We start from the raw sequence: 24576 nt of genomic DNA, 5'->3' as shown, positions 1-24576 counted from the left end.
GTGTGGGTAACGCGCTGACCCGGCGCCTACGCCGGGGCAAGAAGAAGAACGAGGTCCCGCCGGCTGATCAGGGCCAGGCGGAGGTCTCCGCCGACGACAATGCCGACGACGATACGGATACCGAGGCGCCGACGGACGCGATGGAAACCGCCGAGGCCGCCGACGCTCCCGCAGCGGACAACGTGGCCGAGGCGCCCGCAGCGCCCGCCCCGACGGCGGTAAAAGCCCAGCTCAAGGATCCGCAGTGGAGCCCGCGCGCCCGGTTCGGCGCTTGGCTGGGCCGCCCCATGACCTCGTTTCACCTGATCGTCGCAATCGCCGGGCTGCTGACCACGCTGGGCCTGACCATGGTGCTGTCGGCGTCGGGTGTGCGGTCCTACGGCGACGACGGGTCGGCGTGGGTGATCTTCGGCAAGCAGGTCTTGTGGACGGTCATCGGGGTCTTCGGCGCCTACCTCTCGATGCGGATGCCGGTGCGGTTCCTGCGCCGCGTCGCCTTCCCCGGCTACCTCGTCACGATCATCTTGCTGGTGCTGGTGCTCGTTCCCGGCATCGGAAACCTCGCCAACGGCTCGCGGAAGTGGTTCGTCGTCGCGGGCTTCTCGATGCAGCCCTCTGAGCTGGCCAAAATCGCGTTCGCCATCTGGGGTGCCCACCTGCTGGCGGCCCGGCGCCTGGAGCGGGCCTCGCTGCGCGAGATGTTGATTCCGCTGGTGCCGGCGGCGGTCATCGCGCTGGGGCTGATCGTGGCCCAGCCCGACCTGGGGCAGACGGTGTCGCTGGGCATCATCCTGCTCGCCCTGCTGTGGTACGCCGGGTTGCCGCTGCGAGTCTTCGGGACGTCGCTGCTCGCGGTCTTCATGGCCGGCGCGGTCCTCGCGATGTCGGCCGGCTACCGCTCGGACCGGGTGCGGTCGTGGATCAACCCCGAAAACGACCCGCAGGACACCGGCTACCAGGCCCGGCAGGCGAAATTCGCGCTGGCCCACGGTGGAATCTTCGGCGACGGTCTGGGCCAGGGCACCGCCAAATGGAATTACCTGCCCAACGCGCACAACGACTTCATCTTCGCGATCATCGGCGAGGAACTCGGCTTCATCGGCGCGTTCGGGCTGCTGGCGCTCTTCGGATTGTTCGCCTACACCGGAATGCGGATCGCGCGCCGGTCGGCCGACCCGTTCCTGCGGCTCCTGACCGCCACCACGACGATGTGGATCCTGGGGCAGGCCTTCATCAACATCGGCTACGTGATCGGCGTGCTGCCGGTCACCGGCCTGCAGCTGCCACTGATATCTGCTGGTGGAACATCCACGGCCGCCACACTTTTCATGATCGGCATCATGTGCAACGCGGCCCGGCACGAGCCCGAGGCGGTGGCGGCGCTGCGTGCCGGGCGCGACGACAAGATGAACCGGCTGCTGAGGCTGCCACTGCCGGAGCCGTATTCGCCGACCCGCCTCGAGTCGTTTCGCGACCGCAAGCGATCGCAGCCGCAGCCGCGAACGCCCGCCCCGGGACGGCCCCGCCGGGCTCCTGCCCGGAAGGCCGAGCCACCCGCTCGCAAGGCGGCCCGCAAGGCCGAGCCGCCACTGCGGCCGGCTTTTCCGCGGACAGCTGCCCGCTCGGAACCCCATTCAAGGCATCATGGATCTGATCAGCGCTACCCGAGACAGGCAGCCGGTCAGCGTCAAACACGACGCGCTCGCGCATTGGAAGGTCAGCGTTACGGGTGAACCACACGATCACGGAATCGACCGGCGGGCAGGGGGGAGGTCCCTCGCCCGCCGGTGCCGCATCATCGGCCCGGGTATCGGTTGCGGCCACCTTCTCGGTCGTGCTGGCCGGCGGCGGCACCGCCGGCCATGTGGAGCCCGCGATGGCCGTCGCCGATGCGCTGAGGGCGCTGGATCCGCAGGTCCGGATCACCGCGTTGGGCACCGCGCGCGGACTCGAGACCAGGCTGGTGCCCGAACGCGGCTACCAGCTGGAGCTGATCACTGCGGTGCCGCTACCGCGTAAACCCAGCGGCGACCTGGCCCGGCTGCCACCGCGGGTGTGGCGCGCCGTTCGCGAGGCCCGCGCGGTGCTCGACGCCGTCGACGCCGACGTGGTGGTGGGTTTCGGTGGCTACGTGGCCCTGCCGGCCTATCTCGCCGCCCGCGGTATCCCCAAGGTCCGGCGGCACATCCCGGTGCTGATTCACGAGGCCAACGCCCGCGCCGGGCTGGCCAACCGGGTCGGCGCCCGCTCCGCGGCCCGCGTCCTGTCCGCGGTGGGGGGTTCCGGGCTGCGGAACGCCGAGGTGGTGGGGGTACCGGTCCGGGCGGCCATCGCCACGCTGGACCGCGCGGCGCTGCGGGTGCAGGCACGCCAGCACTTCGGGTTCGCCGACGACGCGCGGGTGTTGCTGGTGTTCGGCGGTTCGCAGGGCGCGGTCTCGCTCAACCGCGCGGTCTCGGCGGCGGCCGCCGACCTGGCCGCCGCGGGCGTGTCCGTGCTGCACGCGCACGGGCCGAAGAACACCCTCGAGCTGCGCGAACCCCGCGACGGCGAGCCGCCTTACCGGGCGGTGCCGTACCTCGACCGGATGGACCTGGCCTATGCGGCCGCCGACCTGGTCATCTGCCGCTCCGGGGCGATGACGGTCGCCGAGGTGTCGGCAGTCGGCCTGCCGGCCATCTACGTTCCGCTACCGATCGGCAACGGTGAGCAGCGACTCAACGCGCTGCCGGTGGTCAATGCCGGCGGAGGCATGGTTGTCCCCGACGCCGTCCTGACCCCGGACCTGGTGGCCCGGGAGGTGAGTGGGCTGCTCACCGACCCGCCGCGGCTGGCGGCGATGACCGCGGCGGCCGCGCGGGTCGGGCATCGCGACGCGGCGCGTCAGGTCGCCGAAGCGGCGCTGGCGATCGCGCGCCAAGCACGTGATAGGGGGCCGCGGTCCGGCCGGAGGGCCGGGAAAACGCCGTGAGCGCCGACCGGTTGCCGCCCGAGCTTGGGCGGGTGCACATGGTGGGCATCGGGGGCGCCGGAATGTCGGGCATCGCCCGCATCCTGCTGGACCGCGGCGCGCAGGTATCCGGGTCCGACGCCAAGGAGTCCCGCGGGGTGCACGCGCTGCGGGCCCGGGGCGCCCTGATCAACATCGGACACGACCCGTCGTCGCTGGACCTGCTGCCCGGCGGCCCGACCGCGGTCATCACCACCCACGCCGCCATCCCGAAGACAAACCCGGAGCTGGTCGAGGCCCGGCGCCGCGGTATTCCGGTGCTGTTGCGGCCGGCCGTGCTGGCCAAGCTGATGGATGGGCGCACCACGCTGATGGTCACCGGCACCCACGGCAAAACCACGACGACGTCGATGCTGATCGTGGCCCTGCAGCACTGCGGGCGTGATCCGTCGTTCGCGGTGGGCGGGGATCTCGGCGAGGCCGGTACCAACGCCCACCACGGCAGCGGCGACTGTTTCGTCGCCGAGGCCGACGAAAGCGACGGCTCGCTGCTGGAATACACCCCCGACGTCGCGGTGGTCACCAACATCGAAACCGATCACCTGGACTTCTACGGCAGCGCCGACGCCTACGTCGCGGTGTTCGACTCGTTCGTGGAGCGGCTGGCCCCGGGCGGAGCGCTGGTGGTGTGCACCGACGACCCGGGAGCGGCCGCGCTGGCGCAGCGCAGCAGCGAACTCGGCATCCGGGTGCTGCGATATGGGTCTGGGGCGCAGGGGGAGCCGGACCGGCAGTTGGCCGGAAAACTGCTGTCGTGGGAGCAGCAGGGCACCGGAGCCGTCGCGCACATCCAATTGAGCGACGGGCCCGTACGCGCGATGCGGCTGTCCGTGCCCGGACGACACATGGCGCTCAACGCGCTGGGCGCGTTGCTGGCCGCGATCGAGGTCGGCGCCCCGACCGACCAGGTGCTCGACGGGCTGGCCGGTTTCGAGGGTGTGCGGCGGCGCTTCGAACTGGTCGCAACGGTGGGGTCGGTGCGGGTTTTCGACGACTACGCCCACCATCCGACCGAGATAAGCGCGACGCTGGCGGCGGTCCGCACGGTGGTCGAGCAGGGTGGCGAGGGCCGCTCGTTGGTGGTATTCCAGCCCCATTTGTATTCGCGGACAAAGGCTTTCGCGGCTGAGTTCGGCCGAGCACTGGATGCCGCCGACGAGGTGTTCGTCCTCGACGTGTACGGCGCCCGGGAAAAGCCGCTGGCCGGGGTCAGCGGGGCCAGCGTCGCCGAGCACGTCAGCGTGCCGGCGCACTACCTGCCGGATTTCTCCGCGGTTGCCGAGCAGGTGGCGGCTGCCGCCGGGCCCGGGGACGTGATCGTGACGATGGGTGCCGGCGACGTGACCCTACTGGGCGTCGAGATCGTGACCGCGCTGCGGGTGCGGGCCAACCGCAGCGCGCCGGGTGCGCCCGGGGTGCTGCGATGACCGAGCCCAACGACCCCACACCCACCGACCTGGTCGCCGACGCCGCCCCCGAGGCCGCGGACGCGCCCGGCCCTGTCGAGTCGGCCGAAAACGCCATCACCGAACCGATCTCAATCGACCAAGCCCAACCGAACACCGGTCCATCCGAGGACGAGCAAGCCGACTTCGAGGGGCCACGCCGGCGGGCCCGGCGCGAGCGGGCCGAGCGGCGCGCCGCGCAGGAACGGGCGACCGCGATCGAGGAAGCGCGCCGCGATGCCAAGCGCCGGGCCAGCGGGCGTATCGGCAACGGGCCCTCCCCCCCAAAACCTGCGCGCGGCGTGGTCCGCGGCCTGAAGATGCTGCTCGCGACTGTGATGTTGGTCGTCGTCGGGGTCGGGCTGGCGCTGATCCTCTACTTCACGCCGGTGATGTCGGCGCGCAACGTCGTGGTCACCGGGACCGGCGCGGTGTCCCGCGAAGAGGTCCTCGACGCCGCGCGGGTGCGGATCGGAACACCGCTGCTGCAGATCAACACCAACCAGGTCGCCGACCGGGTGGCGGCGATCCGCCGGGTGGCCAGCGCCCGGGTGCAGCGTCAATACCCGTCGGCGCTGCGGATCACGATCGTCGAGCGAGTTCCGGTGGTAGTCAAGGACTTTTCCGACGGGCCGCACCTGTTCGACCGCGACGGCGTCGACTTCGCGACCGGTCCGCCACCGCCGGCGCTGCCGTACATCGACGTCGCCAACCCCGGACCGGCCGACCCGACGACCAAGGCCGCGTTACAGGTGCTGCTGGCGCTGCGTCCCGAGGTGGCGGGCCAGGTGGGCCGGATCGCGGCGCCGTCGCTGGCCTCGATCACGCTCACCCTGGGCGATGGGCGAGTGGTGATCTGGGGCACGACCGACCGGACGGACGAAAAGGCGGAAAAGCTGGCCGCGCTGCTCACCCAGCCGGGCAAGACCTACGACGTGTCCAGCCCTGATTTGCCCACCGTCAAGTAGCGACCGGCGCTTCGGTCCCGCTCAGGGCCCATCTCGTGAGCTGCGGAGGCGGAAAAATTGACCAAAATTTGCGCACCGCGTGTCGGCGCGCCTGCGGGGTTAGCGCGCGTGCTGCCCATACCGTTCTGGTTGCGCGGAACTACTTGACATAACTCTAACTCTATGGTTGAGGTTGAGAGTTTGCCACGGGGAACCGCCACTGTACCGGTAGAAACCGAATCCCCACCAGGGAGGAAGACGAGATGATGACCCCCCCGCACAATTACCTGGCCGTCATCAAGGTTGTGGGTATCGGTGGCGGCGGCGTCAACGCCGTCAACCGGATGATCGAACAGGGCCTCAAGGGCGTTGAGTTCATCGCGATCAACACCGACGCGCAGGCCTTGTTGATGAGCGATGCCGACGTCAAGCTCGACGTCGGCCGCGACTCCACCCGAGGATTGGGCGCCGGCGCCGACCCCGAGGTCGGGCGCAAGGCCGCCGAGGACGCCAAGGACGAGATCGAAGAGCTGCTGCGCGGGGCGGACATGGTGTTCGTCACCGCAGGTGAAGGCGGCGGCACCGGCACCGGCGGCGCACCCGTCGTCGCCAGCATCGCGCGCAAGCTGGGCGCGCTGACCGTCGGCGTGGTCACCCGGCCGTTCTCGTTCGAAGGCAAGCGGCGCAGCAACCAGGCCGAAAACGGTATCGGCTCCTTGCGCGAGAGCTGCGACACCCTGATCGTCATTCCCAACGACCGGCTGCTGCAGATGGGCGATGCCGCGGTGTCGCTGATGGACGCGTTCCGCAGCGCCGACGAGGTGCTGCTCAACGGGGTTCAGGGCATCACCGACCTGATCACCACGCCCGGTCTGATCAACGTCGACTTCGCCGACGTCAAGGGCATCATGTCCGGCGCGGGCACCGCGCTGATGGGCATCGGCTCGGCCCGCGGTGAAGGCCGGTCGCTCAAGGCCGCCGAGATCGCGATCAACTCGCCACTGCTGGAAGCCTCGATGGAAGGCGCCCAGGGCGTGCTGATGTCGATCGCCGGTGGTAGTGACCTGGGCCTGTTCGAGATCAACGAGGCCGCATCGCTGGTGCAGGACGCCGCACACCAGGACGCCAACATCATCTTCGGCACCGTGATCGACGACTCGCTGGGCGACGAGGTGCGCGTCACCGTCATCGCCGCGGGCTTCGACGCGGCCGGGTCCGGCCGTAAACCCGTGGTCGGCGGTTCTGCCGACAAGGGGGAGAAGACCGGCGGAGCGCACCGGATCGAGTCGGCGAAGGCCGGCAAGCTCACCTCGACGCTGTTCGAACCTGTCGACGCCGTGAGCGTGCCGGTGCATACCAACGGCGCGACCCTCAGTATTGGCGGCGATGACGACGACGTCGATGTGCCGCCCTTCATGCGCCGTTGACGCCACGCGCGCGCCGGATACTGGTGGGGTGAGCTTTCGCATCCGGCGCGTGACGACTACCCGCGCGGGCGGCGTCTCGAAGCCGCCGTTCGATACCTTCAATCTCGGTGACCACGTCGGTGACGACCCCGCGGCGGTCGCCGCCAATCGGGTCCGACTGGCCCGCGCCATTGGGCTGGGAACCGGCCGGGTGGTGTGGATGAACCAGGTCCACGGCGACCGGGTCGAGGTCGCCGAGGAGCCCAGGGATGCCGCGTTCGACGACACCGACGCATTGGTGACGCGCACGCCCCGACTGGCGTTGGCGGTGGTGACCGCCGACTGTGTGCCGGTGTTGCTGGCCGATGCGCGCGCGGGAGTAGCCGCAGCGGTCCACGCCGGGCGAGTCGGCGCGCAGCGGGGAGTGGTGGCTCGCACGGTCGAGGCGATGCTGAAGCTGGGCGCCCGGGCCGGAGACATCTCGGCGCTGCTCGGGCCGGCGGTCAGCGGGCGCAACTACGAAGTGCCCGCGGCGATGGCCGACGAGGTCGAGGCGGCGTTGCCCGGCAGTCGCGCCACCACCGCGAACGGAAAGCCCGGCCTCGATCTTCGGGCCGGAATAGCTTGCCAGTTAAGGGATTTGGGCATCACGTCGATCGACATCGACCCGCGTTGCACGGTGACCGATCGTGCTCTGTTCAGTCATCGCCGCGACGCGCCGACTGGGCGGCTGGCATCTCTAGTCTGGATGGAGTGACCGCAATGGCGGTTGGAATGTCGGACTCGGGATCGGCTCAGGGCAACCGCGAAACTGAATTGACTCACGCGTTGGCGGCAGTGCGTTCGCGACTAGCGGTGGCCGCGGAAGCGGCGGGTCGCAATGTCAGCGAAATTGAACTTCTCCCTATTACCAAATTCTTTCCGGCAACCGATGTCGCAATTTTGTCTCGATTGGGTTGTCGGTCGGTTGGTGAATCGCGGGAACAAGAAGCGGCGGCAAAGGTGGCGGAACTCACTCGCTTGGCGGCGGCTTCGGCGGCATCCGGGCGGTCGGATTCGCGAGAGTTGCACTGGCACATGGTGGGTCGGATTCAGCGCAAGAAGGCCCGTTCGCTGGCCCGCTGGGCGCACACCGCGCATTCGGTCGACAGCGTGCAACTGGTAACTGCGCTGGAACGGGGGGTTACGGCGAGTTTGGCCGAGGGTGGACGGCAGCACCCGCTGCGCGTCTACGTTCAGGTCAGCCTGGACGGCGATGTCTCGCGCGGCGGCATCGACATCACGGCGCCGGGAGCCCTCGATCAGGTCTGTGCGCAGGTCGAGGAGTCCCAAGGCCTGGAACTGGTCGGGTTGATGGGCATTCCGCCGCTGGGTGCCGATCCCGACGCGGCCTTCGACCGGCTGCAAGCCGAACACCGCCGGGTGCTCGAAGCGCATCCGAATGCGGTCGGCCTGTCCGCCGGAATGTCCAACGATTTCGAAATAGCCGTAAAACACGGTTCGACGTGTGTGCGTGTCGGTACCGCGCTATTGGGCCCACGGCGGCTACCGTCACCGTGAGTAGTCACTGTAGTCACACCTTTACCACAGACAACAGAAATCCCAGGGGCTAGAAGGGGTCGTACGCAATGAGCACACTGCATAAGGTCAAGGCCTATTTCGGTATGGCCCCGATGGACGACTACGAAGACGAGTACTACGACGACCGCGCACCCTCCCGTGGTTTTCCCCGTGCTCGCTTCGACGACGGTTATGGCCGCGGCTATGAGGGCCGCGATTACGACGACCCGCGGGGCGAGCCCGCCGAGTACGCCCCCGCCGGCTACCGCGGCGGTTACCCGGAGGAGCCGCGCTACGGTTCCGTCGCGCCCCGCGAGTTCGACCGGGGGCCCGAGATGGGCCGGCCGCGCCTCGGGTCGTGGTTGCGCGGTTCGACTCGCGGCGCGCTGGCCATGGACCCGCGCCGGATGGCGATGATGTTCGAGGACGGTCACCCGCTGTCGAAGATCACCACGCTGCGGCCGAAGGACTACAGCGAGGCCCGCACCATCGGCGAGCGGTTCCGCGACGGCACCCCGGTGATCATGGACCTGGTGTCGATGGACAACGCTGATGCCAAACGACTGGTGGACTTCGCGGCCGGGTTGGCGTTCGCCCTGCGCGGCTCGTTCGACAAGGTCGCGACCAAGGTGTTCCTGCTATCGCCCGCCGACGTCGACGTGACGCCGGAAGAGCGCCGGCGGATCGCCGAAACCGGCTTCTACGCTTACCAATAGCCACAGCTGCCCCGCCGGAGCGGCGGGTTGGGCGTCAGGCACCCGCCTGCCGATGCGGCGCATCTGAGATGTCGGCCCAGAGGTGAGTCGGTACTCTTGCGGTTGCCGCGCTGCCGCGCGGGGATTGGCGTCTCATCGGTAAGGTCGGGCTCTCGTTGGTGCTGTTCTTTCAGATCCTTGGGTTTGCGCTGTTCATCTTTTGGCTGCTGCTCATCGCTCGGGTCGTCGTCGAGTTCATTCGCTCGTTCAGCCGTGACTGGCATCCCACCGGCATCACCGTGGTGATCCTGGAGATCATCATGTCGATCACTGATCCGCCGGTGAAACTGCTGCGTCGATTGATCCCTCAGCTCACCATTGGCGCGGTCCGCTTCGACCTTTCCATCATGGTGCTTTTACTGGTCGCGTTCATCGGCATGCAGCTCGCCTTCGGCGCCGCGGCGTGAGCCGTACTAAGTGTCGGCGGCTCTGAGCGACGGTTTGGCCACGGTTCGGCGTCGGTTTGATGCGCGCGATTTGCAAATTCTAAGGATTGGGATTTTATGGCTCTTAGTGTTTGAAATTGGTTCTTATTTATTGGGCGAATCGGCGACAGCCGGGTCTGGTGTGACAGGATGGGCGGCAGTTGCACAACCGCTGCCACTCCGTTCTACACTTTCGAGAACGTTTGACAGAACTTGAGGGGACGAAACAATGCCGCTTACACCAGCCGACGTCCACAATGTGGCGTTCAGTAAGCCGCCTATTGGCAAGCGCGGTTACAACGAGGACGAGGTCGACGCGTTCCTGGACCTAGTGGAAAACGAGCTGACACGGCTGATTGAAGAGAACTCCGATCTGCGCCAGCGGGTCGAGGAACTCGACCGCGAACTTGCCTCCGGTGGCGGGGCCGCCGCTGCCGCCCCCGCTGCCGCTGCCGCCCCCACCCCGGCTGTCCCCGTCTTCGAGCCCGAACCCGAACCGGTCAAACCGGCGCCGGCACCGGCCGCTACCGGGACCAACGAAGAGCAGGCCTTGAAGGCGGCCCGGGTGCTGAGCCTGGCCCAGGACACCGCCGACCGGCTGACCAGCAGCGCGCAGGCCGAGTCCGAGAAACTTCTGTCCGACGCCCGCACCAACGCCGACCAGATCCTGACCGAAGCCCGGCAAACCGCCGAGGCCCAGATCGCCGACGCCAAGCAGCGCTCCGAAGCGATGCTGGCCGACGCGCAAACCCGCTCCGAGGCGCAGTTGCGTCAGGCCCAGGAGAAGGCCGACGCCCTGCAGGCCGACGCGGAACGCAAGCACTCCGAGATCATGGGGACCATCAACCAGCAGCGCACCGTGCTGGAAGGCCGTCTCGAGCAGCTCCGTACCTTCGAACGCGAATACCGCACCCGGCTCAAGACCTACCTCGAGTCCCAGCTCGAGGAACTCGGCCAGCGCGGATCGGCGGCTCCCGTCGACTCGAGTGCGGATGCCGGTGGGTTCGACCAATTCAATCGGGGTAATAACTAGCCGGGAGCAGTGCCGGACGCCTTGTTCGGCACACTTCTGTGCACTGGACCTGGCAGTCCCGCCCCTTGGCTGGAGGATGACCGATGCTGATCATTGCGCTGGTGCTGGCCCTGATCGGGCTTGTCGCCCTGGTGTTCGCGGTTGTCACCAGCAACGAGCTGGTGGCCTGGGTGTGCATCGGCGCCAGCATCCTTGGCGTGGTGCTGCTGATCGTGGACGCGCTGCGGGAACGGCAGCGCCGTGACACCAGCGATGATGCCCACGACGAGCAGCCCGCTGCTGACGACGCGGTCGACTACCCGGAGGAAGTCGCGGACGAGGACGCCACCGCGGCAGCGAAGTCGACCGACGACGAAACGGTGTCGGCCGAAAGCCGCGGCGACGACCCGGCCAAGTAGCGCCGGTTGGCTTACCGCGTCGGCGTATTCAGCAGCCGACGCACCTCATCGTCGCTGACCTGGTGAAAGTCGCCGTATACCTGTCCCACCGCCTCGAACGCCGGCGGCATCGTCGTGCATACGACGTCGTCGGCCACCCGGGTGAGTTCGCGGCACACTGACTGCGGACCGACCGGGACGGCGACGACGATCGACTGCGGCCCGTCGGCCCGGATCGCCCGGACGGCGGCCAGCATGCTGGCGCCTGTCGCGATCCCGTCGTCGACCAGGATCACGGTCCTGCCCCGCGGGTCGGCGACCGGGCGTTCACCCCGATACGCATGCTCGCGGCGCGCCAGCTCTGCCGTCTCGCTGTCGATGACCTCGCGTACCTGCTCGTCGGTGATGTGCAGGCTGGACACGACATTGTCGTTCATCACCACACCGCCGCCGCTGGCCAGTGCCCCCATCGCGAGCTCCGACCAGCGCGGCACCCCGAGTTTGCGCACCAGGAACACATCCAGTTCGGCGTGCAGCGCCGCGGCGATCTCCCAGGCGACCGGAAGCCCGCCGCGTGCCAATCCCAGCACGAGCACGTTGTCCTTGTCGCGGTAGGCCGTCAGCTGTTCGGCCAGTGCGCGGCCGGCTTCGTGACGGTCTACGAAGTGTCGCGAGGTGCGCGTCGCCGCGCGGCGGAGGAAGCCGTTGCGTGGGTTCATGGGTCGCACTCCAGCGTACTTTGGGGAGTCTACGTCGCAGCGCCGGCTTCTCAACTTGCTCCACGAGCCGGCCGCGATCGCTGCGGCCGTCGATATCGATGCCGTCCCGGCGGCAAGGCTCGCCATCACGGGCCTGTAACCCGTTGCCGCGCAGAATAACCCAGCCGCGATAGCGCCTTCGATGTGACAGCCGCCAGGCTCGACCCGACCACACACTGCTCGGCGCCGCGCAGTGTGTGGTCGGAAAGGCGGCGACCTGCTGGTCCGCCCTCGAGCAGCGGACATGCCGATCAGAGTCGGGCGAGGAAGTCCCGGATGTAGCCGCTGATCTCTTCTCCGTGTGTTTCCAGCGCGAAGTGGCCGGCGTCAAGTAAATGGAATTCACCGTTGGGTAGGTCGCGCCGATACGCCTCAGCGCCTGGGGCGCCGAAGATTTCATCGTTTTTGCCCCACGTGACCAACAGTGGCGGCTGATGGGTGCGGAAGTACTCCTGGAATTTCGGGTAGCCGCCGAGGTTGAACTGGTAATCCCAAAACAGTTGCAGCTGGATGGCGTCGTTGCCCTTGCGATCGAGGCCGGCTTGATCGAGCAGCCAAGTCTCCGGAGCGATGCGGTCGAGTCTGTCGGCGGCCACCCCGTGGGTGTATTGCCACATCGTGGTCTTGAGCGTGAAGTACTCGCGCACCGAGTCCTCGTTGGCCGCACGATCTTTGGCGTGAGCGAACAACCGGTCCCAGAACGGCGTGAACCCCTCCATGTAGGCGTTTCCGCTTTGCGTGATGATCGCGATGATCCGTTCCGGTCGTGCGCTTGCGATGCGCAACCCGATCGGGGCGCCGTAGTCATGAATGTAGATGCCGAAGCGCTGCAGACCGAGGTGGTCGATCAGCTTTTCGGTGATCTCGGTAAGTCGGTCGAAACTGTAGGTGAACTGGTTCACCGACGGCATCGAGGAGCGTCCGAACCCGATGTGGTCGGGGGCTACGAGATGGTAGGCGTCAGACAATGAGTCGATGAGGTTTCGGAACATGTGCGAGCTTGACGGAAAGCCGTGCAGCAGAAGCAGAGTTGGGTTAGCACGGTTTCCCGCCTCGCGGTAGAAAACCTCGAGCCCGTCGATGGACGCGGTGTGATAGCGCGTGCTGAAGTCGGTCATGATGGTCCCGGTGATCCTCTCGCCTTGTTTCGCGGTCGTGACTTGCCTACAGCCTGCGCCGCGCCGCACGGCCGGAAAAAGGGCCAATCCTGGATCGCTTTGATCGCCGATGCTGATCAATGCGGTCAACTGCTGCGATGGCGTTCAGGGATCGTTTTGGCTAACTGACCGCGCCGAATTACTAATCCGCGCTTGCGCTTTCGTGGTTCTGTGATCTCGCCGCCACACGTCGACGGGCTTTCACGCGCTTTCTCCGCACGGGGCGCACGCGGCGGGGTAGGTCAGGCCAGGGCCGCGGTGGCCTTGTCGAACGCGTCGGTGTCGCCGAGGGCGCGCGCAAGGATCATCGCACCTTCGAGGGTGGCGAATATCTGCACGGCCTGTGCCTGCGAGTCGGGTCCGCCGAGTCGTTCGGACAGGTCGCCGGTCACGCGGCGGAAGAAGTCGCGGGCGGCTTGGGCGACCTCGGGCGGCAGGCCTCCCGTCTCGGCACCGAGCGCTCCGCCCATGCACATACGTCCCTTGGTGAAGAGAACGGCGCGAAACACGGAAATGTAAGCGGCAACGGCGTCCGCGCCCGCTTCGGTGGCCTCCGACACCGCCGCGAGAACGTTGTCCGTGTACCTGTGCATCACGGCGACCGTCAACGCGGCCTTGGTGGGAAAGTGGTGATGAACGCTGGAGCTTTTGATGCCGGCTTCGACCGCCAGGTCCCGAAAGCTGTAGCCGTTATAGCCGGCATCGCTGAGGTGGCTTTCCGCGAGATCCATCAACCGCTCGGCGGTGGCGCTCATCACACCCTCCCTATCGGTAGATAAGTTTTGACAACCCTATCGCCGCGGCATAGATTGAGAGTCCTACCTATCGATAGGTAGAATCCAGTCAAATCTGTCTGATAACCCCGCCCGGGGCGGTCGAGCTGATCGCGGCCGCCTTCGCCGGCTGGGCTGACAACATTCGGGGCGGTGGGTCGGCGTGGAGCTGCGCCAGCTGGAAGCTTTCGTAGCGGTGGCTACCGAGCTGCACTTTGGGCGGGGTGCGAGGAAGCTGCGCATGGGCCAGCCCACGGTGAGCGACCTGATCAGGCGGTTGGAGCGCGAGGTGGGCGCGCCGCTGATGACGCGCACCACCCGCCGGGTGGCGTTGACCAACGCAGGTGCTGAATTACTGGGCCGGGCCAAGGTCATTCTCGACGAGGTGGCGTCGGCGAGTGCTGCGGTGCATCGGCTGGCCGCGGGCCATGCCGGCACGGTGCGCCTGGGTATCACCCCACCCGTCGCGCCTGTGCTGGCACCTCACCTCGGCGCGGCCCTGCGAAACGCCGCGCCGGACGTGACCCTCGTGATTCGGCGGATGTGGTTGCCCGACCTCAATCGGGCCGTGGCCGACGGGACCGTTGACGTTGCCATCACCTGCGGCTTGGTGCCGGATCCGCCAAACGTCACCGGCGAAGTGTTCTGTGGCGAGCCGTTGCTGGTCGCGGTCAGACCGAATCACTACCTCGCCGAGCATGCCACCGTTGCCCTGGCCGACCTCGCGGGCGAGAAGCTCGGCATTCACAGTCCGGCTCTGTTCCCCGCGTGGACACGGGCTCATTTGCAAGCCCTTGACGCAGCGGGGGTGTCGCCGCCGATGGTAGAGCTCGAAGATACCGATTTGCTTGCCCGCCGCTGGCCGCAACAGCGCGAAGTCGACTGGGTTCTGACGACGGCATCGATGACCGCGCCCGAGATGGCCACCCCCACCAGGCCGGTGGCGCCGACTCACGTCGTGCCGTACACGTTGCAATGGAATCCCGCTCGGGCGCCCACCGCCGCGGTCGGCCGGTTTGTCCACATGGCGCTTACGGCCGAGGTGCCATCGGGCTGGGTCGGCCAGGGCGACCACTTGCATCATCGGTAGCTCTTGGCAGGGCTTTAGCGCGGGTCGATACCCACGGGCTTGAATGTGTAGGTCTGGCCATGTGCCAGGTAGACGAACTTCGTTTCGGCACTTGAAGATTCAGCGGCCTTCTGGAAATCGTCGAGCCCCGACAGGAACACCGAGAAGTCGTTGTAATGGATCGGGATGGCGGTGCGGGGCTTGGTGATCTCGACCGCCCTCACCGCCTGCTCACCGGTCATCGTGACGACGGTGACCAGGAACGTCGTGCCACCGGTGTGAATCAGGCCCAGGTCGATGTCGGGGTAGCGGCGCGGAATGTCTTCGAGGCTGTCAACGAGCATCGTGTCGCCGGTGATATACAGCCGGTAGAGGAGATCGCCGTTTCGGCTGAAGTCGAGCAAGTGCCCATTGACCGGCATGAGCAACTCCTCGACGGCATCGTCGGTGGCATGCCTGGCGGGCATTGCGGTGATCGTCAGCGTTGCACCGCCTTTGTGTACTGCTAGGGATTGCCAGGTATCGAGGGGATAGCCCTGCTCGAAACCGAGCGCGCCCAGCTTGTCCACCGCATCGGCCGTCGACACGATGGGCAGCTGCTTGTCGAGCTCCCGGGCGGCGACGTCGTCGAAATGATCGCCGTGGTAGTGCGATAAGACAATCAGGTCTATCGGCGGGAGGTCAGCGATCTGGCAGGCGGGCTCCACCTCGCGGCGTGCCCAAATGCCGTGGCCCAGGTACACGTGCTCGCCTTTGTGCAGGAAGGCGGGGTCGGTGAGGATCGTCAGTCCGCCGAAACGGATCAACGTGGTGGCATTACCGATGAAGTAGACGTCACCCTCGGTGAAATCCGCTGTTCCACCGCTGGGAAGTTCCAAGGAAGTCATGTGTCCTCTCCTCGAGGTATTCTCCGACACCGGAATTGGTCACCAGAAGTGTTATGGCCGTTGGTCCTTCATGGCAGCGACGATCTCATGGGTGTACCGCACGGCATGCGCCAGGAACGCGTAGTTGACCAGGGCGGCCTGGTAGCCGTCGCCGTAGGTGGGGTGCCGGGGGCCGGCTGTGGCGTCGCGGACGACGGTTACCTCGAATCCCTGCTCGAGCAGATCCCGTAGGTGTGACTCCACGCAGATGTTGGCGAGCATGCCGCACAATACGACCTTGGTGATCCGCCGTTTCCGGAGCTGCAGGACCAGGTCGTTGGTCTGCGGACCCCACACCTTGTGTGGGCTGGCCACGACCGTCGCCGAGTCTTCGATGAAGGGCTTGAACTCGTCGAGCCAATCTGCGCCGGAACCGGTGAACCCGTCAAGGCGCAGCGCGCCAGCGCGAGCGAATGTGTTGGTATGCAGTTCGTCTGATTCCAGCGGACCGTTGAACAGCCAGCCGTGGTCGGTCGGATAGAAGTAGTGCGGCGAGATGAACACGCTAAAGCCGCCGGCCTTCGCGGCAACGAAGATATCGACAAGGTGTTGGACCGTTTTGTTCTCAGTTACGCTGGCTTCCAGGACTTTCCAGCTGGTGCCCGTCGCGCTCAGGACGTCATTTTGCGGGTCGATGACGACGACCGCGGTGTCGGTGGGATCGTATGTCCGTGGTGTCATTGGCGGATGAAGGCCAGCAGATCGGCATTGATGGTGTCGGCGTGGGTGGTGGGCATGCCGTGGGGGAAGCCCGGATAGGTCTTGAGAACTCCGTTTTTGACGAGTTGGGCCGATAGCGGCGCGGAATCGGCGTACGGCACGATCTGGTCGTCGTCGCCGTGCATGACCAGCGCGGGTACTGTGATTCGCTTGAGGTCTTCGGTGAAGTCGGTCTGGGAGAACGCAAAGATGCCGCTGTAGTGCGCCTTGGCGCTGCCCATCATGCCTTGGCGCCACCAGTTGGCGATAATCGCCTCCGAGGCCTCCACGCCCGGTCGGTTGAAGCCGTAGAACGGTCCGGAAGCCAAGTCGCGGTAGAACTTCGAGCGGTTAGCCGCCAGCTGTGTTTGCAGGTCGTCGAATACTTCTTTGGGCTGTCCAGCACCCCAGTCCTTGTAGAAGATCTCGGTGCCGTCGGCGGTCGCAAAGGTGTTCATGTTTTCCCGTGGGCGTGCCAGCCGTGTGGAGCGGGCCGGATATTGATAGTGAATTACAAAGCGGCACTGCTGTTTTCAACTCGCTAGCCAAAATATCGAAGTACCGCGACATGGTGGTGCGGTGTGAAGGTGTTGAACCCGCTTGCCCGGCCGCGTCGATGTTCTGGTGGCTTGCATACATCTTGCATCGCGTGACCGATCCGTAAAAGAATCAATTCCGGATCGCTGCGATCGCCGACGCTGATTAGTCCAGCCGGCGACCGGCGCACGCATTTTGGACCGGCAGGTGGAATTGCGCAGCCTTCACGCCGGCGCGTCAGGCGCCCACAGGCCCGTGCGCAACGCGGAGTCGAGTTTGCGTTGCCACTTGGACCGATCAGATTTGTGTCCGAGGGGGGACTTGAACCCCCACGCCCATTAGTAGGGCACTAGCACCTCAAGCTAGCGCGTCTGCCATTCCGCCACTCGGACCGGACCAACGAGAGTTGGCAGCTAAGGCTAGCGGATGGGCCCCCGCGGACCCAACTTAGCTCGCCGAGCGGCGTCCCGAGGGTTCCGCTGCCCGAGCCCGACAATCCCGGCAGTGGTAGGAAAGGTGGTTGTGACAGTTGAGAACGGAGTTCCCAACCATCCGAGCGACGATGTGGTCGAGGTCGTCAGCAGGCTGATCCGGTTCGACACGACCAACACCGGTGAACCGGAGACCACTCAGGGTGAGGCCGAGTGCGCCCACTGGATCGCCGAGCAGCTCGCCGAGGTCGGCTACCAACCCGAATATCTCGAATCCGGCGCCCCCGGGCGGGGCAACGTGTTCGTCCGCCTCAACGGCGCCGACCGCTCACGTGGCGCACTGCTGATCCACGGGCATCTCGACGTCGTCCCGGCCGAGCCCGCCGATTGGAGCGTGCACCCGTTTTCCGGCGCGGTCGAGGACGGCTATGTCTGGGGCCGCGGTGCGGTCGACATGAAGGACATGGTCGGCATGATGATCGTCGTCGCCCGCCAGCTGAAGCGGGCGGGCATCGTGCCACCACGCGACTTGGTATTCGCGTTCGTGGCCGACGAGGAGCACGGTGGCCGCTACGGGTCGCACTGGCTGATCGCCAACCGCCCCGACCTGTTCGCGGGCGTCACCGAGGCGATCGGCGAAGTGGGCGGATTCTCGCTGACCGTGCCGCGCCGGGACGGGGGCGAACGGCGGTTGTATCTGATCGAGACGGCCGAGAAGGGCATGCAATGGATGCGGCTGACCGCCCGCGGTCAGGCGGGACACGGCTCGATGGCCAACGACCGCAACGCCGTCACGCTGCTCGCCGAGGCGGTCGCCCGGATTGGCCGGCACCAGTTTCCGCTGGTGATCACCGACACCGTCACCGAATTTCTGGCTGCCATCAGCGACGAGACCGGCCTGACCTTTGACACCGAGTCCGGCGATGTGGAGGGGGTGATCGAAAAACTCGGCCCGATGGCTCGCATGCTGAAGGCGATCGTGCGCGACACCGCCAATCCGACCATGCTCAAGGCCGGGTACAAGGCCAACGTGATCCCCGGGAGCGCCGAAGCCGTGGTGGACTGCCGCGTGCTGCCCGGCCGGCAAGCCGCCTTCGAGGGCGAGATCGACGAATTGCTCGGTCCGGACGTGACCCGGGAGTGGATCAGGGACCTGCCGTCGTATGAGACCACCTTTGATGGCGATCTCGTCGACGCGATGAACGCCGCGGTGCTGGCGGTCGACCCGGACGGCCGCACGGTGCCCTATATGCTATCCGGTGGGACCGATGCGAAAGCCTTCGCGCGCTTGGGAATTCGCTGCTTCGGCTTCGCGCCGCTGAAGCTGCCGCCGGAATTGGATTTCTCTTCGCTGTTCCACGGCGTCGATGAGCGGGTACCCGTCGATGCGCTGAGGTTCGGCACCGAAGTGCTGGCCCACTTCCTGACCCATTGTTAGAAAACGAACGCCAAACGAGAGGATCGCTCATGAGCAAGACGGCCGACCCGTATGACGCGCTGCCCAAGCTGCCGTCGTTCAGCCTGACCTCGAACTCGATCACCGACGGTCAACCGCTGGCCACACCGCAAGTCAGCGGCATCTTGGGCGCCGGGGGAGAAGACGTCAGCCCGCAGCTGAGCTGGTCGGGATTTCCCGAGGAGACGCGCAGTTTCGCGGTCACCGTCTACGATCCCGACGCCCCGACACTGTCCGGGTTCTGGCACTGGGCCGTGGCCAACCTGCCGGTCGACGTCACCGAGCTGCCCGAGGACGCCGGCGACGGCCGCGAGTTGCCCGGCGGCGCACAGCAGCTGGTCAATGACGCCGGCATGCGCCGATTCGTCGGCGCCGCGCCGCCGCCCGGACACGGCGCGCACCGCTACTACGTTGCGGTGCATGCCGTCGACGTCGACAAGCTCGACCTCAGCGAGGATGCCAGCCCGGCGTTCCTCGGCTTCAACTTGTTCCAGCACGCGATCGCGCGGGCCTACATCTACGGCACCTACGAGCAGAACTGAGCTCGGGGCTCGGCGCTGCACCGCTGGGTCACACCAATCACATTGGCAGCGCCGCAGCCTTCGCTGCTTCAACCGCAATCGTGATAGCCCATGCGCTATCACGATTCACGAGCGGTGGCCGCCCTCAAAGGAGAAACGCGTGTGGCTGGTGTGAAACCTCGCGCGTGTGTGCTCGTCCTGCCCGGCGGCCGGGTGCGCAGCGACGAGGCTTCCCGATGGTGGCAACTGGCCAACGTGCGGATGATGTTGCTCGCCGCTTCGTTGCGGCTCCGATTGGGCCGAGGCGTCCAGGTGCGACGTGTCCAGTATCGCCTGCGGGGCTGGAACAGCCCGCGTTACGACGCGGTGACCGACGCCAGCGCGGCGCTTGACGATATCCGCCGCCGGTTCGAGCCGAAAAACGTTGTGTTGGTTGGTCATTCAATGGGTGGCCGGGTTGCGACGCGGCTGGCGGCCGGTGGACAAGTCGGTGCGGTGGTCGCACTGGCGCCCTACTGGCCCCGCGACGACGCTGACCTGATTGAGGCGCCGACCCGGCTGCTGGTCGTGCACGGCACCGCCGATACCCGGACCGACCCGGGCAGTTCGCGTATCCAGACGCTGCGGGCCCGGCAGCGCGGGCTGGATGCGCAGTGGGTGGGTATCGAGGGCGTGGGTCATTTCATGGTGCGGCGATATTTTGAATGGCACCGCCGTACAGCGGATTTCGTCGCGGAATATCTATCGGGCGACGGCTGGTCACCACCACGCTGAAAGACCTCGAAGCCGCCACCGGTACGGGACTCACCGGCGGTGGCACGTCGCGGCCCATGCCCGATGTGATCCACCTGGCCCTAGGCCGGTGGCCGCTCCCGTCCGGCCGCCGACCCGACCGCCTCACTCAGCGAGGTGAAGCCGCCGTCGTGCAGCCGCTTCGCGATGCCGTCGTGAACGTGCTTGGCCCACAAGCCGCCCCCGTAGACGAAGCCGGTATAGCCCTGCAGCAGTGACGCGCCCGCGGTGATCCGCTCCCACGCGTCGTCCGCGGTTTCGATGCCCCCGACGCTGATCAGCACCAGGCGATCGCCGACCCGGTGATACAGCCGGCTCAGCACCTCGGCCGCGCGGCGCGCCACCGGCGGCCCGGAGATGCCGCCGGGGCCGAGCTCGTCGACCCCCGGTGTGCGCAGCCCGTCGCGCGACACCGTGGTGTTGGTCGCGACGATGCCGGCCAGTCTCAACTCGACGGCGAGGTCCGCAATGTCGTCGACGTCGGAATCGGAGAGGTCCGGCGCGATCTTCACCAGCACGGGCACCGACGTCTCGGCGAGCACGGCCGACAGGATGGGCCGCAGCGACTCAACCGCCTGCAGGTCGCGCAGCCCCGGTGTGTTCGGCGAGCTGACATTGACCACCAGGTAGGACGCCAGCGGGCCGACCAGCCGGGCGCTCGCGCGGTAGTCCTCGACAGCCTCGTCGGCCGGCGTCACCTTGGTCTTGCCGATGTTCACCCCGATCGGCAGGTCCGGCCGGTGGCGGGCGAGACGGACGGCCAGCGCCCCCGCTCCGTGATTGTTGAACCCCATCCGATTGAGCAACGCGCGGTCGTCGGGCAGCCGGAACAAGCGCGGAGCCGGATTGCCGGGCTGCGGGTGCGCGGTGACGGTCCCGACTTCGGCATAGCCGAACCCCAAGGCGCCCCAGGTGAGCAGGCCAATCCCGTCCTTGTCGAAGCCGGCGGCCAGCCCCAGCGGGGCGGGGAAGCGCACGCCGAACGCCGTGCTGGCCAACACCGGATCGGTCGGGCCCAGTAGCCGGTGCAGCAGCCGCCGCAACATCCCGGCCGCCGTCGCGCCGCGCAGGGCGGCGAAAACCAGCGTGTGAATGCGTTCGGGCGGGACCAGGAAAAACAGCCGGCGCAGCAGGGCGTACATGCCAAGGCCGCGTTGGTCCGCCGTCACAGTTCCGGCTGATCGGGCCGTCGGTCGTTGAGACGAGTCTTCTTGCGGCGCAACAATACCCGTCTGCTGCCGTCGTTATAGAGGCGCACTCGCGTCAGCTCCCAGCCACGATATTCGGCCTCGATGGACAGCCGGGTGGAGGCGCTGAGCCTGGTCACCTCGGGCGGCAGGCGCAACGGCACCCACTCGTAGTCGTCGGACATCTCCGTGACCCAGCCCGCCGGCAGCCGGGCTCCTCGCGGCGCTGTCAACGCATTCCCGCCGCGTGCTCGATGACCTGGACCCCCGCACCGGAACCCGACACCACGTACAAGGTATCCGAAGCCTCGTCAAAGGCCAACGAGTTGGGTTGCTGCACAGTTGGGTAACGCACCTTTTCGACGGGAATTCCGGTGGACAAATCGTAACCAATAACCATATTCGATGCGGTTTGAGACACCCAGGCCAAATCGCGCGAGCCGGCCAATCCGTACGGTGCCTGCCGCACCGGGTAAGCCTGCCGCAGGATCAGCGGGTCGACGCCGTAGACCAGCAGTTCGTCACCGCGGGTGTCGGCCACCAGGACCCGGCCCACCGGATCGGCGGCCATCGTGGTTGCGCCCGCGCCCGCCCGCAGCGACTGCGCGACGCGGCCGTCGGCGCCGATCGTCGTCACCGAGGTCTGACCGCGATCCAGAACCACGGTCGTATTTCCTTGCGTGACAAGCCAATCAACTCTGGCAAAGGTTCTCTTGCGGTTCTCGACCGCGGCGGTGCCCGAGCCGGGCTGCGGAGCGAGCGTGTACACGGCGCCGTCGGCGCTGCCCAGCACCAGCTTGCCGTCGGCGCGACGCGCGATCGCGGTGAAGTCCACGCTCGCTGAGTCGGCGGCGCTCATCTGCGTGGTGTGCCCGCTGGACAGATCCAGCACGACATAGCCGCCGTGAACGGCCAGGTAAGCCGTGCCGTGGCCGTCGCCGGTCACCGCGGTAGCCGGGCCCGGCAGCGCGATGACCCGCGGCGCGACCTGCCCTTGACCGACCACCGTGACGCTGGCCGGGGCTCCCGGATCGGCGCCCGGGGTCAACACCACCAGCTGGTGAGTGTCGTCGTCGAAGACCGTCGCCGCCGCGTGCCCAGCCAGCGGCCGCACCGTGCCGGCCGGATTCTGCGACACCGGTGGCGACTCGGCCGGACGGGCCGCTTCGATGGTGGGCGGGGCGCTAGCGAGCGGATTCGATGAACAACCAGCGATCAGCGACAGCAAAGTGACCACGCAAAAAAAATGCCTTTGAACTGACCTTTTCTCGTGTCTAAGTCGTGATAGCAACAACCAACCTTGAATCGGCGGACATGGAACTCAAATTCTAAGGAACGGTTCCGCATCCAATAAGGCCATGTTGGCCACATCCGGCCGTACTGGAGAGGTATGGTCGAATTATGACCGTCATCGCTGACCGCCATACCGAAGACAAAGAGTTTGCTGTCGAAGACATTTCGACAGGAATCTTTGCGAGCGGATATGGGCAAGTCGGTGATGGACGCAGCTTTTCATTTCGTATTGAGCATCGCTCACTCGTCGTCGAAATATACCGCCCCTGCCTTTCCGGTCCCGTTCCGCAGGCCGAGGACGTGGTCGCGACGGCGGTGCGCGGCCTGGTCGACATCGACCTCACCGACGAGCGCAGTTTGACTGCGGCCGTGCGTGACTCGGTCGCGCGCGCCGTGCCCGTCCCTCGCTAGTCACTTCCCTTCGCCGCGACTGCCACCGGGTACGGTCATCGTCGTGTCAGCGGTTTCGGCGATGTCCTGGTGGCAGGTTCGTCGCAATGACGCCGATGTTCTGCTGGAGTTCTACAAGTATCCGGCCCACAAGCTCATCGACGCTGCCCAGGCCCACTGGCGAGCAGCCAACGCACCGTTTGATCGCAGGTGTTCAGATCGCGCAAATCTCGTGAAATGGACCGTGAAAGGCGTAGGTGGCGTTCAGACTCGCGCGAGGCTGAGCTGCGTTCCGACACCGTACGGCACCTTGGTCGGACGAAGGTAGACGGCCCAGATCAGGGCGACACACAGGATGTAGAAGCTGCAGAAGCCCAGCACAGCCATGCTCCCGCTCCCCGTGGTGAGGAACGCTTGGCGGAAGGCGATGTTGACCGCGAGACCACCGAGGGCGCCGACCGCGGACACCACGCCGATGACGGCACTTGTCATGAGACGGGACCACTCCTGCCGCTCGGTCGGGTCTGCCCCGTTCGCGATGTCGGAGGCGGCGCTGGCCCGGTAGACCGCCGGGATCATCTTGTAGACGGATCCGTTCCCGATGCCGGTGACCACGAAGAGACCGAGGAAGCATGAGACATAGGTGGGGAACGATTCGAGCTGTGCCGCCACGACCAGACCGCCGCTGAAGCCTGCCATCGAGACGAAGGCGAAGGTGGACACGAGTGCTCCGCCGAGTCGATCGGCCCATCGCCCACCGAGGATGCGGGTCAGGGATCCGACGAACGGGCCGAGGAAGGTCCAGTAGAGGGCCTGACGGGGCTCGTAGCCGAACTGGAGTTGGAGGACCAAACCGAAGGCGAAGCTGTAGCCGACGAACGAGCCGAAGGTGCCGATGTAGAGGAAGGACAAGACCAAGTTGTCCTTGTCCTTCAGCGCGGACAGGACGAGGCGGGCATCGCTGCGCGAGCCAGCGAGGTTGTCCATGAAGAGCGCTGCTGTCACAACCGTGAGGACGATCAGGGGGACGTAGATCCACACGATAACCTTCGGCTGGTGGACCCCAAGGGTGGCGATGACGATCAACGCGACGAGCTGGACGGCCGACACGCCCAAGTTGCCGCCACAAGCGTTGAGCCCGAGCGCTCCGCCCTTGAGCCTCTCGGGGAAGAACTGGTGGATGTTCGCCATCGAGGAAGCAAAGTTGGCGCCACCCAGCCCTGCTGCGGAGGACACCAGGAGAAGGGTGCCGAGTGAGACACCGGGCTCCAGCAAGAAGCCGAGGAGGACGCAGGGGATGAGGAGCGCAGCCGAGCTGAAGATCGTCCAATTCCGACCACCGAAGCGGGCGACTGCGAAGGTGTAGGGGACTCGCAGCAGACCACCAAGCAGGGTCGGCATGGCAGTGAGCAGGAACTTGTCCTGTGGAGTGAATCCGTACTCGGGGCCAAGGAAGAGTACGAGGACGGACCACATGCTCCAGATCGAGATGGCGACGTGCTCGGTGAAGAGGGAGAACACCATGTTGCGAGCTGCGACGCGGCGGCCGCCGTTGGTCCATTGGGTTCTATCGTCAGGGTTCCAGCCAGTGATCCAATAACCGTTTCGGGTAAAGCTCATGATTCTCCT

24 protein-coding genes, 1 tRNA gene and 2 pseudogenes are annotated in these 24576 nt (G+C 66.6%); 16 read left to right on the top strand and 11 right to left on the bottom strand.

Features of this window, described 5'->3' with window-relative positions:
- Positions 1-2 precede the first annotated feature (2 nt).
- The 11 genes from ftsW (at position 3) to OK015_RS17575 (ending at position 10979) form a co-directional block, all read left to right on the top strand.
- The gene (gene ftsW / locus OK015_RS17625; protein WP_442791127.1) at positions 3-1733 is read left to right on the top strand and encodes a putative lipid II flippase FtsW; all 1731 of its coding nucleotides are present in this window, start codon (positions 3-5) and stop codon (positions 1731-1733) included.
- Entirely contained in the window at positions 1730-2971 is a 1242-nt protein-coding gene (murG, locus tag OK015_RS17620; protein ID WP_268124922.1) for an undecaprenyldiphospho-muramoylpentapeptide beta-N-acetylglucosaminyltransferase, read from the top strand. The genes ftsW and murG overlap by 4 nt, the downstream gene beginning before the upstream one ends.
- The gene (gene murC / locus OK015_RS17615) at positions 2968-4437 is read left to right on the top strand and encodes a UDP-N-acetylmuramate--L-alanine ligase (protein WP_268124921.1); all 1470 of its coding nucleotides are present in this window, start codon (positions 2968-2970) and stop codon (positions 4435-4437) included. Before murG ends, murC begins: the two co-directional genes overlap by 4 nt.
- The gene (locus tag OK015_RS17610) at positions 4434-5423 is read left to right on the top strand and encodes a cell division protein FtsQ/DivIB (protein WP_268124920.1); all 990 of its coding nucleotides are present in this window, start codon (positions 4434-4436) and stop codon (positions 5421-5423) included. The genes murC and OK015_RS17610 overlap by 4 nt, the downstream gene beginning before the upstream one ends.
- A 245-nt stretch (positions 5424-5668) precedes the next feature.
- Entirely contained in the window at positions 5669-6829 is a 1161-nt protein-coding gene (ftsZ, locus tag OK015_RS17605; protein ID WP_268132843.1) for a cell division protein FtsZ, read from the top strand.
- Between the two features lie 28 nt (positions 6830-6857).
- The gene (pgeF, locus tag OK015_RS17600; RefSeq protein WP_268124918.1) at positions 6858-7565 is read left to right on the top strand and encodes a peptidoglycan editing factor PgeF; all 708 of its coding nucleotides are present in this window, start codon (positions 6858-6860) and stop codon (positions 7563-7565) included.
- A gap of 17 nt (positions 7566-7582) precedes the next feature.
- Complete coding sequence (locus OK015_RS17595; RefSeq protein WP_268132842.1) at positions 7583-8368, top strand: YggS family pyridoxal phosphate-dependent enzyme; 786 nt, start codon at positions 7583-7585, stop codon at positions 8366-8368.
- 68 nt (positions 8369-8436) lie between these two features.
- Complete coding sequence (locus tag OK015_RS17590; protein WP_268124916.1) at positions 8437-9084, top strand: cell division protein SepF; 648 nt, start codon at positions 8437-8439, stop codon at positions 9082-9084.
- A gap of 155 nt (positions 9085-9239) precedes the next feature.
- Positions 9240-9530 (top strand): YggT family protein, encoded by a 291-nt coding sequence (locus tag OK015_RS17585; RefSeq protein ID WP_007170773.1) that lies wholly within the window; start codon positions 9240-9242, stop codon positions 9528-9530.
- A 247-nt stretch (positions 9531-9777) separates the two neighbouring features.
- On the top strand, positions 9778-10581 hold the full coding sequence (gene wag31 / locus OK015_RS17580; RefSeq protein WP_268124892.1) for a DivIVA-like cell division protein Wag31: 804 nt from the start codon (positions 9778-9780) through the stop codon (positions 10579-10581).
- Positions 10582-10664: 83 nt separating this feature from the next.
- On the top strand, positions 10665-10979 hold the full coding sequence (locus OK015_RS17575) for a hypothetical protein (protein WP_268124890.1): 315 nt from the start codon (positions 10665-10667) through the stop codon (positions 10977-10979).
- 11 nt (positions 10980-10990) lie between these two features.
- On the opposite strand, the pseudogene OK015_RS17570 reads toward OK015_RS17575, so the two are convergent.
- The 3 genes and pseudogenes from OK015_RS17570 to OK015_RS17560 form a co-directional block, all read right to left on the bottom strand.
- Positions 10991-11686: pseudogene (locus OK015_RS17570) on the bottom strand (phosphoribosyltransferase); the annotation flags it as partial.
- A gap of 281 nt (positions 11687-11967) precedes the next feature.
- On the bottom strand, positions 11968-12834 hold the full coding sequence (locus OK015_RS17565) for an alpha/beta fold hydrolase (RefSeq protein ID WP_268124888.1): 867 nt from the start codon (positions 12832-12834) through the stop codon (positions 11968-11970).
- A 281-nt stretch (positions 12835-13115) separates the two neighbouring features.
- Positions 13116-13628, bottom strand: a complete 513-nt coding sequence (locus tag OK015_RS17560) for a TetR/AcrR family transcriptional regulator (protein ID WP_268124886.1) — start codon at positions 13626-13628, stop codon at positions 13116-13118.
- A gap of 181 nt (positions 13629-13809) precedes the next feature.
- Between OK015_RS17560 and OK015_RS17555 the strand changes: the two genes are divergently transcribed.
- The gene (locus tag OK015_RS17555; RefSeq protein WP_268124884.1) at positions 13810-14736 is read left to right on the top strand and encodes a LysR family transcriptional regulator; all 927 of its coding nucleotides are present in this window, start codon (positions 13810-13812) and stop codon (positions 14734-14736) included.
- 14 nt (positions 14737-14750) lie between these two features.
- On the opposite strand, the gene OK015_RS17550 is transcribed toward OK015_RS17555, so the two are convergent.
- The 4 genes and pseudogenes from OK015_RS17550 to OK015_RS17535 form a co-directional block, all read right to left on the bottom strand.
- Positions 14751-15602, bottom strand: a complete 852-nt coding sequence (locus OK015_RS17550; protein ID WP_268124882.1) for an MBL fold metallo-hydrolase — start codon at positions 15600-15602, stop codon at positions 14751-14753.
- Positions 15603-15653: 51 nt separating this feature from the next.
- Positions 15654-16322: a cysteine hydrolase gene (locus OK015_RS17545; protein WP_268124880.1), complete on the bottom strand. Its 669-nt coding sequence runs from the start codon at positions 16320-16322 to the stop codon at positions 15654-15656.
- Positions 16319-16741: pseudogene (locus OK015_RS17540) on the bottom strand (alpha/beta fold hydrolase); the annotation flags it as partial. The gene OK015_RS17545 and the pseudogene OK015_RS17540, both read right to left, overlap by 4 nt.
- Positions 16742-17183: 442 nt before the next feature.
- A tRNA-Leu gene (locus OK015_RS17535) sits at positions 17184-17269 on the bottom strand.
- Positions 17270-17381: 112 nt separating this feature from the next.
- Here OK015_RS17535 and OK015_RS17530 point away from each other — a divergent pair.
- The 3 genes from OK015_RS17530 to OK015_RS17520 all read left to right on the top strand — a co-directional run bounded on the left by OK015_RS17530 (position 17382) and on the right by OK015_RS17520 (position 20059).
- Positions 17382-18746, top strand: a complete 1365-nt coding sequence (locus OK015_RS17530) for a M20/M25/M40 family metallo-hydrolase (protein ID WP_442791126.1) — start codon at positions 17382-17384, stop codon at positions 18744-18746.
- A gap of 29 nt (positions 18747-18775) precedes the next feature.
- Complete coding sequence (locus OK015_RS17525; RefSeq protein ID WP_268124876.1) at positions 18776-19306, top strand: YbhB/YbcL family Raf kinase inhibitor-like protein; 531 nt, start codon at positions 18776-18778, stop codon at positions 19304-19306.
- 141 nt (positions 19307-19447) lie between these two features.
- Positions 19448-20059 (top strand): alpha/beta hydrolase, encoded by a 612-nt coding sequence (locus OK015_RS17520; RefSeq protein ID WP_268124874.1) that lies wholly within the window; start codon positions 19448-19450, stop codon positions 20057-20059.
- An 80-nt stretch (positions 20060-20139) separates the two neighbouring features.
- Here OK015_RS17520 and OK015_RS17515 read toward each other — a convergent pair whose 3' ends face one another.
- The 3 genes from OK015_RS17515 to OK015_RS17505 are packed head-to-tail and all read right to left on the bottom strand — an operon-like array spanning position 20140 to position 22555.
- Positions 20140-21219 (bottom strand): quinone-dependent dihydroorotate dehydrogenase, encoded by a 1080-nt coding sequence (locus OK015_RS17515; protein ID WP_268132840.1) that lies wholly within the window; start codon positions 21217-21219, stop codon positions 20140-20142.
- A 23-nt stretch (positions 21220-21242) separates the two neighbouring features.
- Positions 21243-21497 (bottom strand): DUF5703 family protein, encoded by a 255-nt coding sequence (locus OK015_RS17510; protein ID WP_268124872.1) that lies wholly within the window; start codon positions 21495-21497, stop codon positions 21243-21245.
- Entirely contained in the window at positions 21494-22555 is a 1062-nt protein-coding gene (locus OK015_RS17505; protein WP_268124870.1) for a YncE family protein, read from the bottom strand. The genes OK015_RS17510 and OK015_RS17505 overlap by 4 nt, the downstream gene beginning before the upstream one ends.
- A 110-nt stretch (positions 22556-22665) precedes the next feature.
- On the opposite strand from OK015_RS17505, the gene OK015_RS17500 reads away from it, so the two are divergent.
- Positions 22666-22968: a hypothetical protein gene (locus tag OK015_RS17500; RefSeq protein ID WP_268124868.1), complete on the top strand. Its 303-nt coding sequence runs from the start codon at positions 22666-22668 to the stop codon at positions 22966-22968.
- Between the two features lie 243 nt (positions 22969-23211).
- On the opposite strand, the gene OK015_RS17495 is transcribed toward OK015_RS17500, so the two are convergent.
- Complete coding sequence (locus OK015_RS17495; RefSeq protein WP_268124866.1) at positions 23212-24567, bottom strand: MFS transporter; 1356 nt, start codon at positions 24565-24567, stop codon at positions 23212-23214.
- Positions 24568-24576: the final 9 nt, after the last annotated feature.

This window comes from Mycobacterium sp. Aquia_216, assembly GCF_026723865.1.
Classification (GTDB): domain Bacteria; phylum Actinomycetota; class Actinomycetes; order Mycobacteriales; family Mycobacteriaceae; genus Mycobacterium.
Note: the sequence above shows the minus strand (reverse complement) of the source record. Positions and strands in the feature narration are given on the sequence as shown.

Coding starts and splice junctions, on each gene's coding strand:
- OK015_RS17560 (WP_268124886.1), bottom strand. CDS start 13,628: ATGAGCGCCACCGCCGAGCGGTTGATGGATCTCGCGGAAAGCCACCTC.
- OK015_RS17500 (WP_268124868.1), top strand. CDS start 22,666: ATGACCGTCATCGCTGACCGCCATACCGAAGACAAAGAGTTTGCTGTC.
- OK015_RS17525 (WP_268124876.1), top strand. CDS start 18,776: ATGAGCAAGACGGCCGACCCGTATGACGCGCTGCCCAAGCTGCCGTCG.
- OK015_RS17610 (WP_268124920.1), top strand. CDS start 4,434: ATGACCGAGCCCAACGACCCCACACCCACCGACCTGGTCGCCGACGCC.
- OK015_RS17545 (WP_268124880.1), bottom strand. CDS start 16,322: ATGACACCACGGACATACGATCCCACCGACACCGCGGTCGTCGTCATC.
- ftsZ (WP_268132843.1), top strand. CDS start 5,669: ATGACCCCCCCGCACAATTACCTGGCCGTCATCAAGGTTGTGGGTATC.
- OK015_RS17575 (WP_268124890.1), top strand. CDS start 10,665: ATGCTGATCATTGCGCTGGTGCTGGCCCTGATCGGGCTTGTCGCCCTG.
- wag31 (WP_268124892.1), top strand. CDS start 9,778: ATGCCGCTTACACCAGCCGACGTCCACAATGTGGCGTTCAGTAAGCCG.
- OK015_RS17550 (WP_268124882.1), bottom strand. CDS start 15,602: ATGACTTCCTTGGAACTTCCCAGCGGTGGAACAGCGGATTTCACCGAG.
- OK015_RS17595 (WP_268132842.1), top strand. CDS start 7,583: ATGTCGGACTCGGGATCGGCTCAGGGCAACCGCGAAACTGAATTGACT.
- OK015_RS17515 (WP_268132840.1), bottom strand. CDS start 21,219: ATGTACGCCCTGCTGCGCCGGCTGTTTTTCCTGGTCCCGCCCGAACGC.
- OK015_RS17590 (WP_268124916.1), top strand. CDS start 8,437: ATGAGCACACTGCATAAGGTCAAGGCCTATTTCGGTATGGCCCCGATG.
- OK015_RS17565 (WP_268124888.1), bottom strand. CDS start 12,834: ATGACCGACTTCAGCACGCGCTATCACACCGCGTCCATCGACGGGCTC.
- OK015_RS17495 (WP_268124866.1), bottom strand. CDS start 24,567: ATGAGCTTTACCCGAAACGGTTATTGGATCACTGGCTGGAACCCTGAC.